The sequence below is a fragment of the Pseudomonas sp. KCJK9016 genome, assembly GCF_046231795.1.
In the GTDB taxonomy this organism is placed as follows: domain Bacteria; phylum Pseudomonadota; class Gammaproteobacteria; order Pseudomonadales; family Pseudomonadaceae; genus Aquipseudomonas; species Aquipseudomonas bananamidigenes.
Window position 1 is genome coordinate 44,290 of the sequence record NZ_JBJJMM010000014.1, and the last position, 15,479, is coordinate 59,768.

11 protein-coding genes are annotated in these 15,479 nt (G+C 59.3%); 8 read left to right on the forward strand and 3 right to left on the reverse strand.

Features of this window, described 5'->3' with window-relative positions; translation table 11 throughout:
• Nucleotides 1–87: 87 nt before the first annotated feature.
• The 3 genes from ACK6BI_RS15450 to ACK6BI_RS15460 all read left to right on the forward strand — a co-directional run bounded on the left by ACK6BI_RS15450 (nucleotide 88) and on the right by ACK6BI_RS15460 (nucleotide 4,211).
• On the forward strand, nucleotides 88–1,359 hold the full coding sequence (locus ACK6BI_RS15450) for a YeaH/YhbH family protein (RefSeq protein ID WP_409317741.1): 1,272 nt from the start codon (nucleotides 88–90) through the stop codon (nucleotides 1,357–1,359).
• Entirely contained in the window at nucleotides 1,356–2,918 is a 1,563-nt protein-coding gene (locus ACK6BI_RS15455) for a SpoVR family protein (protein ID WP_409317742.1), read from the forward strand. The genes ACK6BI_RS15450 and ACK6BI_RS15455 overlap by 4 nt, the downstream gene beginning before the upstream one ends.
• Nucleotides 2,919–2,981: 63 nt before the next feature.
• The gene (locus ACK6BI_RS15460) at nucleotides 2,982–4,211 is read left to right on the forward strand and encodes a multifunctional CCA addition/repair protein (RefSeq protein WP_409317743.1); all 1,230 of its coding nucleotides are present in this window, start codon (nucleotides 2,982–2,984) and stop codon (nucleotides 4,209–4,211) included.
• Between the two features lie 41 nt (nucleotides 4,212–4,252).
• On the opposite strand, the gene folK is transcribed toward ACK6BI_RS15460, so the two are convergent.
• A complete protein-coding gene (gene folK / locus ACK6BI_RS15465) occupies nucleotides 4,253–4,774 on the reverse strand; it encodes a 2-amino-4-hydroxy-6-hydroxymethyldihydropteridine diphosphokinase (RefSeq protein ID WP_409317744.1) in 522 nt (173 codons plus the stop codon).
• Nucleotides 4,765–5,121, reverse strand: a complete 357-nt coding sequence (folB, locus tag ACK6BI_RS15470; protein ID WP_248740038.1) for a dihydroneopterin aldolase — start codon at nucleotides 5,119–5,121, stop codon at nucleotides 4,765–4,767. Before folB ends, folK begins: the two co-directional genes overlap by 10 nt.
• Before the next feature lie 74 nt (nucleotides 5,122–5,195).
• Here folB and plsY point away from each other — a divergent pair, with 74 nt between their 5' ends.
• The gene (plsY, locus tag ACK6BI_RS15475; protein WP_409317745.1) at nucleotides 5,196–5,765 is read left to right on the forward strand and encodes a glycerol-3-phosphate 1-O-acyltransferase PlsY; all 570 of its coding nucleotides are present in this window, start codon (nucleotides 5,196–5,198) and stop codon (nucleotides 5,763–5,765) included.
• A gap of 22 nt (nucleotides 5,766–5,787) precedes the next feature.
• Here the strand turns inward: plsY and tsaD are convergent, their stop codons facing one another.
• On the reverse strand, nucleotides 5,788–6,813 hold the full coding sequence (gene tsaD, locus ACK6BI_RS15480; RefSeq protein WP_260521247.1) for a tRNA (adenosine(37)-N6)-threonylcarbamoyltransferase complex transferase subunit TsaD: 1,026 nt from the start codon (nucleotides 6,811–6,813) through the stop codon (nucleotides 5,788–5,790).
• A gap of 199 nt (nucleotides 6,814–7,012) precedes the next feature.
• Between tsaD and rpsU the strand changes: the two genes are divergently transcribed.
• From rpsU to ACK6BI_RS15500, 4 genes are all read left to right on the forward strand, one after another.
• Entirely contained in the window at nucleotides 7,013–7,228 is a 216-nt protein-coding gene (rpsU, locus tag ACK6BI_RS15485; RefSeq protein WP_002551877.1) for a 30S ribosomal protein S21, read from the forward strand.
• A 483-nt stretch (nucleotides 7,229–7,711) separates the two neighbouring features.
• Nucleotides 7,712–9,679, forward strand: a complete 1,968-nt coding sequence (dnaG, locus tag ACK6BI_RS15490) for a DNA primase (protein ID WP_409317746.1) — start codon at nucleotides 7,712–7,714, stop codon at nucleotides 9,677–9,679.
• Nucleotides 9,680–9,746: 67 nt separating this feature from the next.
• The gene (gene rpoD, locus ACK6BI_RS15495) at nucleotides 9,747–11,594 is read left to right on the forward strand and encodes an RNA polymerase sigma factor RpoD (protein ID WP_409317747.1); all 1,848 of its coding nucleotides are present in this window, start codon (nucleotides 9,747–9,749) and stop codon (nucleotides 11,592–11,594) included.
• Between the two features lie 126 nt (nucleotides 11,595–11,720).
• Nucleotides 11,721–15,467 carry a bifunctional diguanylate cyclase/phosphodiesterase gene (locus tag ACK6BI_RS15500; protein ID WP_409317748.1) on the forward strand — a complete coding sequence of 1,249 codons (3,747 nt, stop codon included), beginning with the start codon at nucleotides 11,721–11,723 and terminating at the stop codon, nucleotides 15,465–15,467.
• The last annotated feature ends 12 nt before the right edge of the window (nucleotides 15,468–15,479 follow it).

Below are 15,479 nucleotides of genomic sequence, written 5' to 3' on the forward strand. Positions count from 1 at the left end.
TTAAAAACGCATGAGCCCTGATACCAGGGCATATGCTTGTACTTGCGGCTCGCAGCTCACTACTTGAAGCTGCCCGGAGGGCCTCTCATGAGCTATGTGATCGACCGACGCCTCAATGGCAAGAACAAGAGCACGGTAAACCGCCAGCGCTTCTTGCGGCGTTACCGTGACCACATCAAGAAGGCTGTCGAAGAGGCGGTCAGCCGGCGCTCCATTACCGACATGGAGCACGGCGAACAAATCAGCATTCCCGGTCGCGACATCGACGAACCGGTGCTTCACCATGGTCGCGGCGGCAAACAGACCGTGGTCCATCCCGGCAACAAGGAATTCACCGCAGGTGAGCACATCGCCCGCCCGCCGGGAGGTGGCGGAGGCCGCGGACCGGGCAAGGCCGGCAACTCCGGGGAGGGCATGGACGAGTTCGTCTTCCAGATCACCCAGGAAGAGTTTCTCGAGTTCATGTTCGAGGATCTCGAACTGCCCAACCTCGTCAAACGCAACCTGACCGGCACCGATACCTTCAAAACGGTTCGCGCCGGGATCAGCAACGAGGGCAACCCATCCCGGATCAACATCATCCGTACTCTGCGCTCGGCCCACGCCCGCCGAATCGCACTGTCCGGCAGCAGCCGCGCCAAGCTGCGTGAGGTCAAGGAAGAACTGGAGCGCCTGAAACGCGAAGAACCGGACAACTTCGGCGACATTCAGGACCTTGAGGCGGAAATAGAGAAACTCAGCGCACGTATCCATCGTGTTCCGTTTCTCGACACCTTCGACCTCAAGTACAACCTGCTGATCAAGCAACCGAACCCCAGTTCCAAAGCAGTCATGTTCTGTCTGATGGACGTCTCCGGATCCATGACCCAGGCGACCAAGGACATCGCCAAACGCTTTTTCATCCTGTTGTATCTGTTCCTGAAGCGGAACTACGACAAGATCGATGTGGTGTTCATCCGCCATCACACCAGCGCCCGGGAAGTGGACGAGGAAGAGTTTTTCTATTCCAGGGAAACCGGTGGCACCATCGTCTCCAGCGCCCTGAAGCTGATGCAGGAGATCATGTCCGAGCGCTACCCGAGCAATGAATGGAACATCTACGCGGCCCAGGCTTCCGACGGCGACAACTGGAACGATGACTCGCCGATCTGCCGCGACATACTGATCAACCAGATCATGCCGTTCGTGCAGTACTACACTTATGTGGAGATCACACCGCGCGAACATCAGGCCCTGTGGTACGAATACGAACGCATCGCCGAAGCCTTTTCCGACACTTTTGCCCAGCAGCAGCTGGTCTCGGCCGGAGATATCTACCCGGTCTTCCGTGAACTCTTCCAGCGCAGGTTAGTGACATGACCGCCAAAGAGCAGAAGCGCCAACCCATTTCCACCGGCTCTGAATGGACGTTCGAGCTGATCCAGGCCTACGACCGCGAAATCGCCCGGATCGCGGCCCGCTACGCTTTGGATACCTATCCCAACCAGATCGAAGTGATCACCGCCGAGCAGATGATGGACGCCTACGCTTCGGTCGGCATGCCACTGGGCTATCACCACTGGTCCTACGGCAAGCACTTCCTCAGCACCGAGAAATCCTACAGTCGCGGGCAGATGGGACTGGCCTACGAGATCGTGATCAACTCGGATCCGTGCATCGCCTACCTGATGGAAGAGAACACCATCTGCATGCAGGCACTGGTGGTGGCCCACGCCTGTTACGGCCACAACAGTTTCTTCAAGGGCAATTACCTGTTCCGCACCTGGACCGATGCCAGCTCGATCATCGACTACCTGGTGTTCGCCAAGCAGTACATCATGCAGTGTGAAGAGCGTCACGGCATCGACGCGGTGGAGGACCTGCTGGATTCCTGCCATGCCCTGATGAACTACGGTGTCGACCGCTACAAGCGTCCGTACCCGATTTCCGCCGAGGAGGAACGGCGCCGGCAAAAGGACCGCGAAGAGCACCTGCAGAAACAGATCAACGACCTGTGGCGCACCATTCCCAAAGGTGCGGACAAATTCAGCGACAAGGACAATGCCCGTTTTCCGGCCGAGCCGCAGGAGAACATCCTGTACTTCATCGAAAAACACGCGCCGCTGCTGGAGCCATGGCAACGGGAAATCGTGCGCATCGTGCGCAAGATCGCCCAGTATTTTTATCCACAGCGTCAGACCCAGGTGATGAACGAAGGCTGGGCGACTTTCTGGCACTACACGCTGATGAACGACCTGTACGACGAAGGGCTGGTCACCGACGGTTTCATGATGGAATTCCTGGCGTCCCACACCAGCGTGGTGTTCCAGCCAGGTTTCGACAGTCCTTACTACAACGGCATCAACCCCTATGCGCTTGGCTTTGCCATGTATCGCGACATCCGGCGCATGTGCGAAGAACCGACGGAAGAAGACCGCCGCTGGTTCCCGGAAATCGCCGGCAGCGACTGGCTGTCGACCATCAAGTTCGCCATGAGCAGCTTCAAGGATGAGAGTTTCATCCTGCAGTACCTGTCGCCGAAGGTGATTCGCGACCTCAAGCTGTTCAGCATTCTCGATGACGACCAGAGAGACGATCTGCTGGTACCCGCCATCCATGACGAGAGCGGCTATCGGATCATCCGCGAAACGCTCGCGGCACAATACAACCTGGGCAACCGCGAGCCGAACGTGCAGATCTACAGCATCGACCGGCGCGGCGATCGTTCACTGACCCTGCGTCATCAGCAGCACGATCGCAAACCGTTGGGCGACTCTACCGAAGAGGTCCTCAAGCATCTGCATCGGCTTTGGGGTTTCGATATCCACCTGGAAACCCTGCAGGGCGACCAGATCATGAAAACCCATCATGTCCCCCCCCGCAGCGAACATGGCGAGGGGGATTACGGTCGACTCGATCTGGCGGTCATTCATCTTTGATCCCGTTCCGACCTCCGAAAGTCCGGCGCAGGGGTTATCCTGTCGGGCCAACGGAGGTTTTTTATGCAGATTTACAAGGTCGGCGGCGCAGTACGTGATCGCCTGCTGGGCAAACCGGTCACCGATATCGATTGGGTGGTAGTCGGTGCCACTACCGAAGAAATGCTCGCCAACGGCTTTCGCCCGGTAGGCGCGGACTTTCCTGTCTTTCTTCACCCGAAAAGCGGCGAGGAATACGCCCTCGCCCGCACCGAACGCAAAAGCGGTCGCGGTTACGGTGGGTTCACCTTCCACGCCAGCCCCGAGGTCACGCTTGAAGAAGACCTGATTCGCCGCGACCTCACGATCAACGCGATGGCCGAGGACAATCAGCAAAACCTGACGGATCCCTATCACGGCCAGCGTGATCTCGAAGACCGCATACTGCGCCACGTTTCACCCGCGTTCGCCGAAGATCCGTTGCGAGTCCTGCGCGTTGCCCGCTTTGCGGCTCGCTACGCAGAGCTTGGTTTCAAGGTTGCCCCCGAGACCCTGGACTTGATGCGCCAGCTCAGCGATTCCGGCGAGCTGGAAGCCCTGACGCCTGAGCGCAGCTGGAAAGAGATTTCTCGTGCACTCATGGAAAATCAACCTCAGGTATTCATTCAGGTGTTGCGCGACTGTGGCGCACTCAAAGTGCTGATGCCGGAGGTTGACGCCCTGTTCGGCGTGCCCCAGCCGGAAATCCACCACCCGGAAATCGACAGCGGCGTTCATACCTTGAGCGTGCTTGAGCAAGCCGCCCTGCACAAACAACCGCTGACAGTGCGCTGGGCCTGCCTGCTGCACGACCTCGGCAAAGGCCTGACCCCGCAGGAAGAATGGCCACGACACATCGCCCATGAGCACAAAGGCCTGAAACTGATAAAAGCCGTCAACGAGCGCTTCAAGGCACCGAAGGACTGTCAGGAACTGGCCTTGCTGGTCGGGCAGTACCACACCCATGGCCATCGTGCGCTGGAACTGAAGGCTTCGACCTTGCTGGAGTTGCTGCAGAGCTTTGACGTTTATCGCCGACCGCAGCGTTTCGAGGAGTTCATTATGGCCTGCGAGATGGATGCTCGCGGACGCAAAGGGCTTGAACAGCGAAGTTATCCACAGGCGGATTATCTGCGAGGCGCGGCCAGTGTGGCGCGCGGCGTTGCGGTTCAGCCCTTGCTGGAAAAAGGGTTCAAGGGCCCGGAACTGGGCGAGGCACTCAAGCGTGAACGGCTCAAGGCGTTGAAGGCTTACAAGGAATCAGCGCCTTCTTGAGAACACCTGACGCCATCGCGAGCCGATCGCGACGGCGTCAATCAGTTCAGCAAGTCCGAAGGCGTGAGCTGAATGCCACGCCATTCAAATCCGACCGGCGCCAGCACCTGATCGATCTGCGCCTCGGCCCACAGAGTGGCAAAGCTTTTTCCCACGCCTGGATGCACCCGATCCGGTGCGATCAGTGACAGCGGCCACAACACAAAAGCATTTTTCAGAATTTCAGCGCGGGGCAGGATCAGTCCGTCGAAATTGCCTGCCAGGTCGCCATACAGCAAGACGTCGATATCCAGCGGCAATCCCTTGCGATCCGGGGCATAACGGCCGTTATCCGCCTCGATGAATTTCAGCCGTCGATCCAGCTCCATCAGCGGCAGATCGGTGTAGGCCGACACCACGAAATTGAAGAACGGGCCGCTCTTGATCCCCACCGGCTGGCTTTCGAACACCGCCGAGCAGCGGATATCCACCAGGAAACCTGCCAAGGCATCCAGACCGGTTCGCAAATGAGTTTCGCGCTCGATATTGCTACCGAGCCCGAGGTAGACCTGAGTCAGCGACATCCGCGCTCGATCTCCACACCGACACCACCCTTGGCGGCCGGAACCGCGCCAGGCTTGGTCAGCTTCAGGCGCACCCAGGTGATCTTGAATTCGGCCATCAGTACTTCGACCAGACGCTCGGCGAAGGTCTCGACCAGCTGGAACTGTGCCTGCTCGGCAAAGGCCTGGATCCGCGCGGAAACACTGGCGTAATCGAGTGCCAGGGTCAGGTCGTCACCGGCAGCAGCCGGGCGATTGTCCCAGGCGAAGCTCAGATCAAGACGCAGGCACTGTCGGATGCCGCGCTCCCAGTCGTAGGCACCGATCACGGTGTCGACTTCCAGGCCCTCGATAAACACTCTGTCCAAGCACTTCTCTCCGCTGCACGACAAGGGCGCATTGCGCCGTTAGAATCAGGGCGTCCTCGCCCGGAATAGTTAGCATGTTTTGGTCACTGGCGATCCTCGCCTACCTGCTCGGCTCGCTGTCCTTCGCCATTTTGCTCAGCCGCCTGACCGGAAATCCGGATCCGCGAATGAGTGGCTCGGGTAATGCCGGCGCCACCAACATGCTGCGCCTGGCCGGTCGCAAACTCGCGATCCTGACCCTGCTGGGTGATCTCTGCAAGGGCCTGCTGCCGGTGCTGATCGCTTCCGCGGCGGGCCTTGTGCTGCAGGATCAGGCATGGATCGGCGTCTGTGCCGTGATCGGTCACCTGTTCCCGCTGTACTTCCGTTTTCGCGGCGGCAAAGGCGTTGCCACGGCGGCCGGCATGCTGCTGGGCCTGTATCCGCCCGCCGCATTGCTGGCCGTATGTGCCTGGCTGTTGACGTTCTACCTGACCCGCACCAGCTCGCTGGCAGCACTGATCGCCACGCCACTGACCCTGCCATTACTGGCCTGGCAGGAACCGGCGGCGCTGTTGCCGATGAGCACGCTCACGCTGCTGATCGTCTGGCGTCACCGGGGCAATCTACGCGACCTGTTTGCCGGGCGCGAACGGCATTTTTAAATACCGCACGTGAGCGCCACTATCACAGCGCCGACAACTGCTCCATCGGCCAGCGGGCCTGTACGCTGATTGCCAGGCTTTCCTGCTGGCCGGCCTGCAAACGCTGACATCCGGCAAAGGCAATCATCGCGCCATTGTCGGTGCAGAATTGCGGGCGGGCATAGAACACGTCGCCCTTCATGTCACCGAGCATTTTTTCCAGAGAAATTCGCAACGCCTTGTTGGCGCTGACACCACCGGCGATGACCAGACGCTTCATGCCGGCCTGCTTCAGCGCGCGCTTGCACTTGATGGTCAAAGTCTCCACCACGGCCTGCTGGAACGCCAGCGCGATGTCGCAACGGGCTTGCTCGCTGTCGTCCCCGGCGCTGACGCACTGCTGCCAGGTATTGAGGGCAAAGGTCTTCAGGCCACTGAAACTGAAATCCAGCCCCGGGCGATCACACATCGGACGCGGGAAGGTGAAACGTCCTGCAACGCCCTTCTCCGCCGATCTGGCGATTTCCGGACCACCCGGATAATTGAGGCCCATCATCTTTGCGGTCTTGTCGAAGGCTTCGCCCGCAGCATCATCAAGGGTCTCGCCGAGCAAGCTGTACCGACCGATGCCATCGACCTGAACAAGCTGAGTATGACCACCGGACACCAACAAGGCGACGAACGGAAACTCCGGTGGTTTTGACTCCAGCATCGGCGCCAGCAAGTGGCCTTCCATATGGTGCACGCCTAGCGCCGGAATGCCCCAGGCGAAAGCCAGCGCCTGAGCACAGGAAGCGCCTACCAGCAATGCCCCGACGAGACCGGGACCCGCGGTATAGGCGATGGCGTCGATCTCGGTCGGCACGCAGTCGGCCTCGGTCAGCACCTGACGAATCAAGGGCAGCATGCGCTTGACGTGATCGCGCGAAGCCAGCTCCGGCACCACGCCGCCATAGACGCGGTGCAGGTCGATCTGACTGAACAGGGCGTCGGCCAGCAGACCGCGCTCACTGTCGTACAATGCGACGCCGGTTTCGTCGCAGGAAGTTTCTAATCCCAGTACTAGCATGGGTTTGCGCCTTGTTTAGGCTGAATTCGAAGGCGCGCATAATAGTCGTCACTGGATGCCCCGACCAGCGGTTTTCGATCAGAGGCTTTGCATTCCGAGCGTTGAGGGGTTAACATCCGCAACCCTTAAAAACCGACGTCTTCAAGTGCTCTTTTGCCGCGAGGATGTTGACCCCGGTAATGAATGAAGGTAGCTCTGGATGCCAGCCGTCAAAGTTAAAGAGAACGAACCCTTCGACGTAGCTCTGCGTCGTTTCAAGCGCTCCTGCGAAAAAGCCGGTGTACTGGCTGAAGTTCGTAGCCGCGAATTTTACGAGAAGCCAACTTCCGAGCGTAAGCGCAAGGCAGCAGCCGCTGTCAAGCGTCACGCCAAGAAAGTTCAGCGCGAACAGCGCCGCGCCGTTCGTCTGTACTAATACACAGACGTTCGTAGCAAGCTTCTGCCAAGCCCGGCCCTCAGCCGGGCTTATGGCATTTGCGGAAAACGCTTGATGCTTCACCGTCGAAGCCGCAGACGCGACCGAGACAAATCCGCTTCACCGCGTCAGACCTGGCTCTTTTGCCAGCGGTGCACGTCTTTTCTGACGAGCCTTTCAAGGCTACTGACGAGCACACCCACTGATTCCTCTTACGACGATCAGCCCAAGGCACCTGCTTGCGTGCCCGTTTCATGAGCTATCCGAGGCCCTCAACCAGCCGCATGCGGATTCAGCGCAACACTTTCAAATGGTCGAAGACTGATAGGTACTAACGTCAGTGGCTTTTCGGCAGATACACTTCCCGATAGCAAATGCGCAGACGACACCGGTCGAGCCGCACCCATTGTGCGCTTTCAGGCATGACCCGCGTCAGGTCGCCCTTCGCATCGAACCCTTTACCGCGCAGACGACGAGAACGCTATGGCCGGGCTGATTCCCCAGAGCTTCATTGACGACCTGCTGAACCGCACCGACATCGTCGACGTGGTCAGCTCGCGCGTGCAACTGAAGAAGGCCGGCAAGAACTACACCGCCTGCTGCCCGTTCCACAAAGAGAAAACCCCGTCATTCAGCGTGAGCCCCGACAAGCAGTTCTATTACTGCTTCGGATGCGGCGCCGGTGGCAACGCGCTCGGCTTTCTCATGGACCACGACAACCTGGACTTCCCCCAGGCCGTCGAGGACCTGGCCAAAGCCGCCGGCATGGAAGTCCCCCGCGAAGAAGGCAGCCGCTCGCACAAACCACGACAGCCGACCGATTCGCCACTCTATCCTCTGCTGTCCGCTGCCGCCGATTTTTACCGTCAGGCACTCAAAAGCCATCCGGCACGCAAGGCAGCTGTGGATTACCTCAAGAGCCGCGGTCTGACCGGTGAGATTGCCCGGGACTTTGGCCTCGGCTTCGCCCCACCGGGCTGGGACAATCTGTTCAAGCACCTGAGCAGCGACACCCTGCAGCAGAAAGCCATGATCGATGCCGGTCTGCTGATCGAGAACGCAGAAACCGGCAAGCGCTATGACCGCTTCCGCGATCGCGTGATGTTCCCTATCCGCGACACCCGGGGACGCATCATTGCGTTCGGCGGCCGAGTTCTCGGCGATGACAAGCCGAAATACCTGAACTCGCCGGAAACCCCGGTATTTCATAAAGGCCAGGAGCTCTACGGTCTTTATGAGGCCCGCAAGAACAACCGCAACCTCGACGAAATCATCGTCGTCGAGGGCTACATGGACGTCATTGCCCTGGCCCAGCAAGGCTTGCGCAACGCCGTTGCGACACTGGGTACAGCCACCAGCGAGGAACACCTCAAGCGTCTTTTTCGCGTCGTACCGAACGTGCTGTTCTGCTTCGACGGCGACCAGGCCGGTCGTAACGCCGCATGGCGCGCGCTCGAGGCGACGCTGAGCAGTCTGCAGGACGGCCGTCGGGCACGCTTTCTGTTCCTGCCCGAAGGCGAAGACCCGGACACCCTGATCCGCGCCGAAGGCACCGACGCCTTTCTCGCCCGGATCAATCAGCACGCGCAACCACTGGCAGACTACTTCTTCCAGCAACTGACCGAAGAAGCCGATCCGCGCTCGCTCGAAGGCAAGGCACACATGGCCACCCTCGCCGCACCGCTGATCGACAAGGTGCCAGGAGCCAATCTGCGGATCCTGATGCGCCAGCGTCTGACCGAAATTACCGGTCTGAGCAGCGAGACCGTCAGTCAACTGGCCCAGAGCGCACCACAGGAAGCGCCACCTGCCTACGACCCGGGCATCGATTACGACGCCATGCCGGACTACAGCGACTACCATCAGCCGCAGGCACAGGAGATGTACGTGCCGCAGCAGGAATGGACGCCGAAGAAGCCGGGGGCCGGCGGCAAGAAATGGGACAAGAAACCCTGGGACAAGAACGGCAAGCGCGGCACAGATCGCGATCAATCGCATGCCCCAAGAGTGCCGGCTCCCGTCGAGCCACCGATCATGGCCGCCCTGCGGACGGTGATCCATCACCCGCAACTGGCCCTGAAAGTCGAGACCGCCAGTCATTTCGCGGACGAAGACAATACCAATACCCAGCTGCTGGTAGCCTCACTGGAAGCCGTACAAAAGAATCCTCAGCTAAACTCTTTTCAGTTGATCTCGCGATGGCATGGTACCGAACAAGGCCGATTGCTGACCCGCCTGGCAGAAAAGGAGTGGTTGATCAACGGAGAAAACCTTGAACAACAGTTTTTCGACACCATAACCAGCTTGTCAGCCCGCCAGCGTGAGCGAAAGCTGGAACAACTTCTCAGGAAATCACGTCAAAGCGATCTGAGCACCGAAGAAAAATATTTGCTGCTCGACCTGCTCAAACGTGATGCTCCTGCATCAAACCCGACCTCAACTGGCGCGTGAGGTCATAGCTCAGGTATAATCCTCGGCTTGTTTTTTGCCCGCCAAGACCTTCAGTGGATAGGGTGTTATGTCCGGAAAAGCGCAACAGCAGTCTCGTATTATTGAGTTGATCAAACTGGGTCGTGAGCAGAAGTATCTGACTTACGCCGAGGTCAACGACCACCTGCCCGAGGATATTTCAGATCCGGAGCAGGTGGAAGACATCATCCGCATGATTAACGACATGGGGATCCCCGTACACGAGAGTGCTCCGGATGCGGACGCCCTTATGTTGGCCGACGCCGATACCGACGAGGCCGCTGCGGAAGAAGCCGCCGCTGCGTTGGCCGCGGTGGAGACCGATATCGGTCGCACCACAGACCCGGTGCGCATGTACATGCGTGAAATGGGTACGGTCGAGCTTCTGACTCGTGAAGGCGAAATCGAAATCGCCAAGCGTATCGAAGAGGGCATCCGCGAAGTGATGAGTGCAATCGCGCACTTTCCCGGCACGGTTGACCATATTCTCTCCGAATACGATCGGGTCACCAGCGAAGGCGGTCGCCTGTCCGACGTTCTGAGCGGTTACATTGACCCGGACGACGGTACTACGCCACCCGCTGCCGAAGTCCCTCCGCCTATCGATGCGAAAACCGAAAAAGCGGACGACGATTCCGAGGACGATGACGCCGAATCGTCGGATGACGAAGAAGAAGCCGAAAGCGGTCCGGATCCTGTTATTGCCGCGCAGCGTTTCGGCGCCGTGGCCGAGCAGATGGAAATCACTCGCAAGGCCCTGAAAAAGCACGGTCGTCACAACAAGGCGGCGATTGCCGAGCTGTTGGTTCTGGCTGATCTGTTCATGCCGATCAAGCTGGTGCCCAAGCAATTCGAAGCCCTGGTCGAGCGCGTTCGCAGCGCCCTGGATCGTCTGCGTCAGCAAGAGCGTGCGATCATGCAGCTGTGCGTACGTGATGCACGCATGCCGCGGGCCGATTTCCTGCGCCAGTTCCCGGGCAATGAAGTCGACGAAAGCTGGTCCGACGCCCTGGCCAAAGGCAAGAGCAAGTACGCCGAGGCCATTGGCCGCGTACAGCCGGACATCATCCGTTGCCAGCAGAAGCTGATCGCGCTGGAAACCGAAACCGGTCTGACCATCGCCGAGATCAAGGACATCAACCGTCGCATGTCGATCGGTGAGGCAAAAGCCCGCCGCGCGAAGAAAGAGATGGTTGAAGCGAACCTGCGCCTGGTGATCTCCATCGCCAAGAAGTACACCAACCGTGGCCTGCAATTCCTCGACCTGATCCAGGAAGGCAACATCGGTCTGATGAAGGCAGTGGACAAGTTCGAATACCGTCGTGGTTACAAGTTCTCGACTTACGCCACCTGGTGGATCCGTCAGGCGATCACTCGCTCGATCGCCGACCAGGCTCGCACCATCCGTATTCCGGTGCACATGATCGAGACAATCAACAAGCTCAACCGCATTTCCCGGCAGATGTTGCAGGAAATGGGTCGTGAACCGACCCCGGAAGAGCTGGGTGAGCGCATGGAAATGCCTGAGGACAAGATCCGCAAGGTATTGAAGATCGCCAAAGAGCCGATCTCCATGGAAACCCCGATCGGTGATGACGAAGACTCTCATCTGGGTGACTTCATCGAAGACTCGACCATGCAGTCGCCAATCGATGTCGCCACTGTCGAGAGCCTGAAGGAAGCGACCCGCGAAGTACTGTCCGGCCTCACAGCCCGTGAAGCCAAGGTACTGCGCATGCGTTTCGGTATCGACATGAACACCGACCATACGCTCGAAGAAGTCGGCAAACAGTTTGACGTGACCCGTGAGCGGATCCGTCAGATCGAAGCCAAGGCGCTGCGCAAGCTGCGCCACCCGACGCGAAGCGAACACCTGCGTTCGTTCCTCGACGAGTGATCCCAGAACCCCCGGCCCAGGCCGGGGGTTTTGTTTTCAAGGGCAGATTAAATACCTCGCACTGCCTTCCCTTGCGCACAGCCCGTCTACACTCGAAGCATTCCCCCGTGCCATAACGAGACCGTTATGCCCAGACTGGCGTCCGTGCTTTTTTTGCTGTCACTGATGATCTGGACCGCAACGGCTGACGCGCTGACTCTGACCGACGAAGAACGTAGCTGGCTGGCGGCTCACCCGGACTTGCGCCTCGGTGTAGATGCATCGTGGCCACCTTTCGAGTTTCGCGATGACCAGAACCGCTATCAGGGCCTGGCCGCAGACTATATCGATGTGATCCGCCAGCGCCTGGCCATCAAACTTACGCCAATCGAACCCTCGAGCTGGACAGCCGTGCTCGAGCAGGCCAAAAACGGCACGATCGATCTGTTGCCCGGCATCATGTCGACCCCGGAGCGCCAGAGTTATCTGGCCTTCACCCGTCCTTACCTGGATTTTCCGATCGTCATCCTCGCCCACGTCGGCGGCCCGCAACCCCGCAAGATCGATGACCTCTACGGGCTGAAGATCGCCGTTGTCGAAAACTATGCACCCCATGAATTGCTGCGCACCCATCATCCCGATCTGAATCTGGTCGCCATGCCCAATGTGAGTTCGGCGCTGCAGGCCTTGGCCACCGACGAAGTGGACGCGGTGGTCGGCGATCTGGCCTCCAGTGTCTGGAGCCTGCGCCAGCTCAAGCTCGATGGTCTGTATGTCAGCGGCGAAACCCCTTATCGCTATCAACTGGCGATGGGGGTGCCTCGGGAAAGCAAAATGCTGGTGGGCATTCTGGATAAAGTCCTGGCCGACATGCCCCCGGAGCAAATCAGCAGCATTCAGGAGCATTGGGTAGGCAACGTTCTCGATCATCGGACATTCTGGTCCGATCTTTTGATCTACGGGCTGCCTGGCCTGCTGTTTCTGATCATCGTTCTGGCGATGGTCATCCGTATCAACCGCCGTCTGAGCTCGGAAATCGCCCGGCGCATCGACCTCGAACAGGAACTGCGCAGCAGCGAATATCACTATCGTGGCCTGGTGGAGAGTCTGTCGGCGATTGCCTGGGAAGCGCGGATCAGTGATTTCACCTACAGCTACGTGTCGCCCCATGCCGAGGACTTGCTCGGCTATCCGCTGTCTCACTGGCTGATTCCTGGGTTCTGGCGCAACATCATTCACCCGGCAGACCTCACCCGTGCGCAGAGTTTCTGCGATCACGAGGTACTTGCCGGGCGGGACCACAGCCTGGATTATCGGGTGATCACCGCCGACGGTCGCTGCCTGTGGGTGCGGGACATTGTCAGCCTGATCGAGCACGGTCACGAACCGGTCATGCGCGGCCTGATGATCGATATCAGCGAAACCAAGCGCACCGAAGAAGCCCTGCGCCTGTCCGAACAGAAATTCGCCTCGGTTTTCCAGCAGTGTCCGGACATTCTGGTCATCGCGCGCCTGTCCGATGGCTGCCTGCTGGAGGTCAACGAAGCATTTGAAGAGCAGATCGGGCTCAAGGCGGCAGACGTCATCGGTCAGACCGCCACCGAACTCAACATCTGGGGCATCCCCGGCGTTGGCCCCGGCCTGCTGCAACGGCTGCAGGCGGGCAGCATTCGCAATCTGGAGATGCCCTTTCGCCGCAGCAACGGGCAAGTGTTCACCGGATTGATTTCCGCCGAGCCCTTCGAGCTCGACACCACACCTGCACTGGTCGTTGTGGTTCGCGACATCACCCAGCTCAAGGAAACCCAACAGCTGCTGCAAACCTCCGAAGAAAAGTTCGCCAAAGCCTTCCACGCATCGCCGGACGGCCTGTTGCTCTCGCGTCAGAGCGATGGCCTGTTACTGGAAGTCAATGAAGGTTTCAGCCGTATCACCGGCTTCAACAGTGCGATGTCGGTGGACCGCTCGGCACTGGACCTGGGAATCTGGGTCAACCTCAACGAGCGCAAGCAGATGCTCGATCTGTTGCACCGTGACGGTTTCGTTCGTGACTTCACCTGTCATATTCGCCGCAGCGACGGGCAGATCCGTCTCTGTGAAGTCTCCAGCCGTCCGCTGCCGATCGGTGATGACGATTGCATGCTGACCATCGCCCGGGACATCACCGAACGCCACCTGATGCAGGAAAAACTGCAACAGGCCGCAACGGTGTTCGAAAGTACCGCCGAAGGCGTATTGATCACCGATACTCAACAGCACATCAGCGCCGTGAATCGCGCATTCACTGAAATCACCGGCTACAGCGAAAGTGAGGCGCTCGGCCATACCCCGCGCCTGCTCGCCTCCGGACTGCATGACAGCGCGTTCTATGCGGCGATGTGGCATCAATTGACCGACGAAGGCCACTGGCAAGGCGAAATTTCCAACCGGCGCAAGAATGGCGAGTTGTACCCCAGCTGGCTGACCATCAGCGCCGTGCGCAATCGCGACAGGCTCATCACTCACTTTGTCGCGGTGTTTGCCGATATTTCCAGCCTCAAGCACGCCCAGGCGAAACTCGACTACCAGGCCCACCACGACCCGCTGACCGGCCTGCCCAACCGCACGCTGTTCGAAAGCCGCCTGCTGACAGCATTGAACAGTCAGCAGGAAAATGGTGGTCTGGGTGCCGTGCTGTTCCTCGATCTCGACCGTTTCAAACACATCAACGACAGTCTCGGCCATCCGGTCGGCGACCTGTTGCTTAAGGGCATTGCCGTGCGCTTGAAGGAGCAGCTTCGCGATATCGACACGGTGGCGCGGCTGGGAGGCGATGAATTCATCATCCTCCTGCCAGGCCTGCAACAGGCCGGTGATGCCGACAATATCGCCTCCAAGTTGCTGAACTGCTTTGGCGCACCGTTCCAGGCCGGCGAGCACGAGTTTTTTATCAGCGCCAGCATCGGCACCAGCCTCTATCCCCGCGACGGCTGCGACGTCGCCACACTGATCAAGAACGCCGACGCGGCCATGTATCGCTCCAAGGCCAAGGGCCGCAACCGCGTCGAGAGCTACACCCGCGACCTCACCGCCCAGGCCAGCGAACGGGTGGCGCTGGAACATGAGCTGCGCCGTGCCATCGAGCGCGAAGAGTTGTACCTCTACTACCAGCCGAAAATCAGCCTCGACGATCACCGCCTGGTCGGTGCCGAAGCCCTGATCCGCTGGCGTCATCCGAACTTCGGCGAAGTTCCGCCGGAACATTTCATCCCGCTGGCCGAAGAAAACGGCATGATTCTGCAGATCGGCGACTGGGTGCTGGAAACCGCCTGCCGGCAGATGTTCGAGTGGAACCAGATTTACGAATCCCTGGGACCGCTGTCGGTGAACCTCGCCGGCGCACAACTGCGCCAGCCGAACTTGTTGGGGCGCATCGAACAGTTACTCAAGGACAACCGCCTGAAACCGGACTTGCTGCAACTGGAAATTACCGAAAACTTCATCATGAGCCAGGCCGAAGAGGCGCTGGCGGTGCTGCACCAACTCAAACACCTCGGCGTACAGCTGGCCATCGACGACTTCGGCACCGGCTATTCCTCGCTGAGTTACCTCAAACGCCTGCCGCTGGACATCCTCAAGATCGACCAGTCCTTTGTCCGGGGTCTGCCCGACGACCCCCACGACGCAGCGATTGTGCGCGCCATCATCGCCCTGGGCCGCAGCATGCAATTCACCGTGATTGCCGAAGGCGTGGAAACCCGGGCCCAGCAGCAATTCCTCGCCGCCGAAGGCTGCGAACAGATCCAGGGCTACATCGTCAGTCTGCCGTTGCCGCCAGAGGAATTCGCCGCAACGTTTCTTCGCATAGCCGTATCAGATTTTTCGGATAGCACAGCCGAGAAACCGTCGTTATAATCCGCGACCTAC

Coding starts and splice junctions, on each gene's coding strand:
- folK (WP_409317744.1), bottom strand. CDS start 4,774: ATGTCGCTGACTCAGGTCTACCTCGGGCTCGGTAGCAATATCGAGCGC.
- ACK6BI_RS15455 (WP_409317742.1), top strand. CDS start 1,356: ATGACCGCCAAAGAGCAGAAGCGCCAACCCATTTCCACCGGCTCTGAA.
- rpsU (WP_002551877.1), top strand. CDS start 7,013: ATGCCAGCCGTCAAAGTTAAAGAGAACGAACCCTTCGACGTAGCTCTG.
- rpoD (WP_409317747.1), top strand. CDS start 9,747: ATGTCCGGAAAAGCGCAACAGCAGTCTCGTATTATTGAGTTGATCAAA.
- tsaD (WP_260521247.1), bottom strand. CDS start 6,813: ATGCTAGTACTGGGATTAGAAACTTCCTGCGACGAAACCGGCGTCGCA.
- dnaG (WP_409317746.1), top strand. CDS start 7,712: ATGGCCGGGCTGATTCCCCAGAGCTTCATTGACGACCTGCTGAACCGC.
- ACK6BI_RS15500 (WP_409317748.1), top strand. CDS start 11,721: ATGCCCAGACTGGCGTCCGTGCTTTTTTTGCTGTCACTGATGATCTGG.
- ACK6BI_RS15450 (WP_409317741.1), top strand. CDS start 88: ATGAGCTATGTGATCGACCGACGCCTCAATGGCAAGAACAAGAGCACG.
- ACK6BI_RS15460 (WP_409317743.1), top strand. CDS start 2,982: ATGCAGATTTACAAGGTCGGCGGCGCAGTACGTGATCGCCTGCTGGGC.
- plsY (WP_409317745.1), top strand. CDS start 5,196: ATGTTTTGGTCACTGGCGATCCTCGCCTACCTGCTCGGCTCGCTGTCC.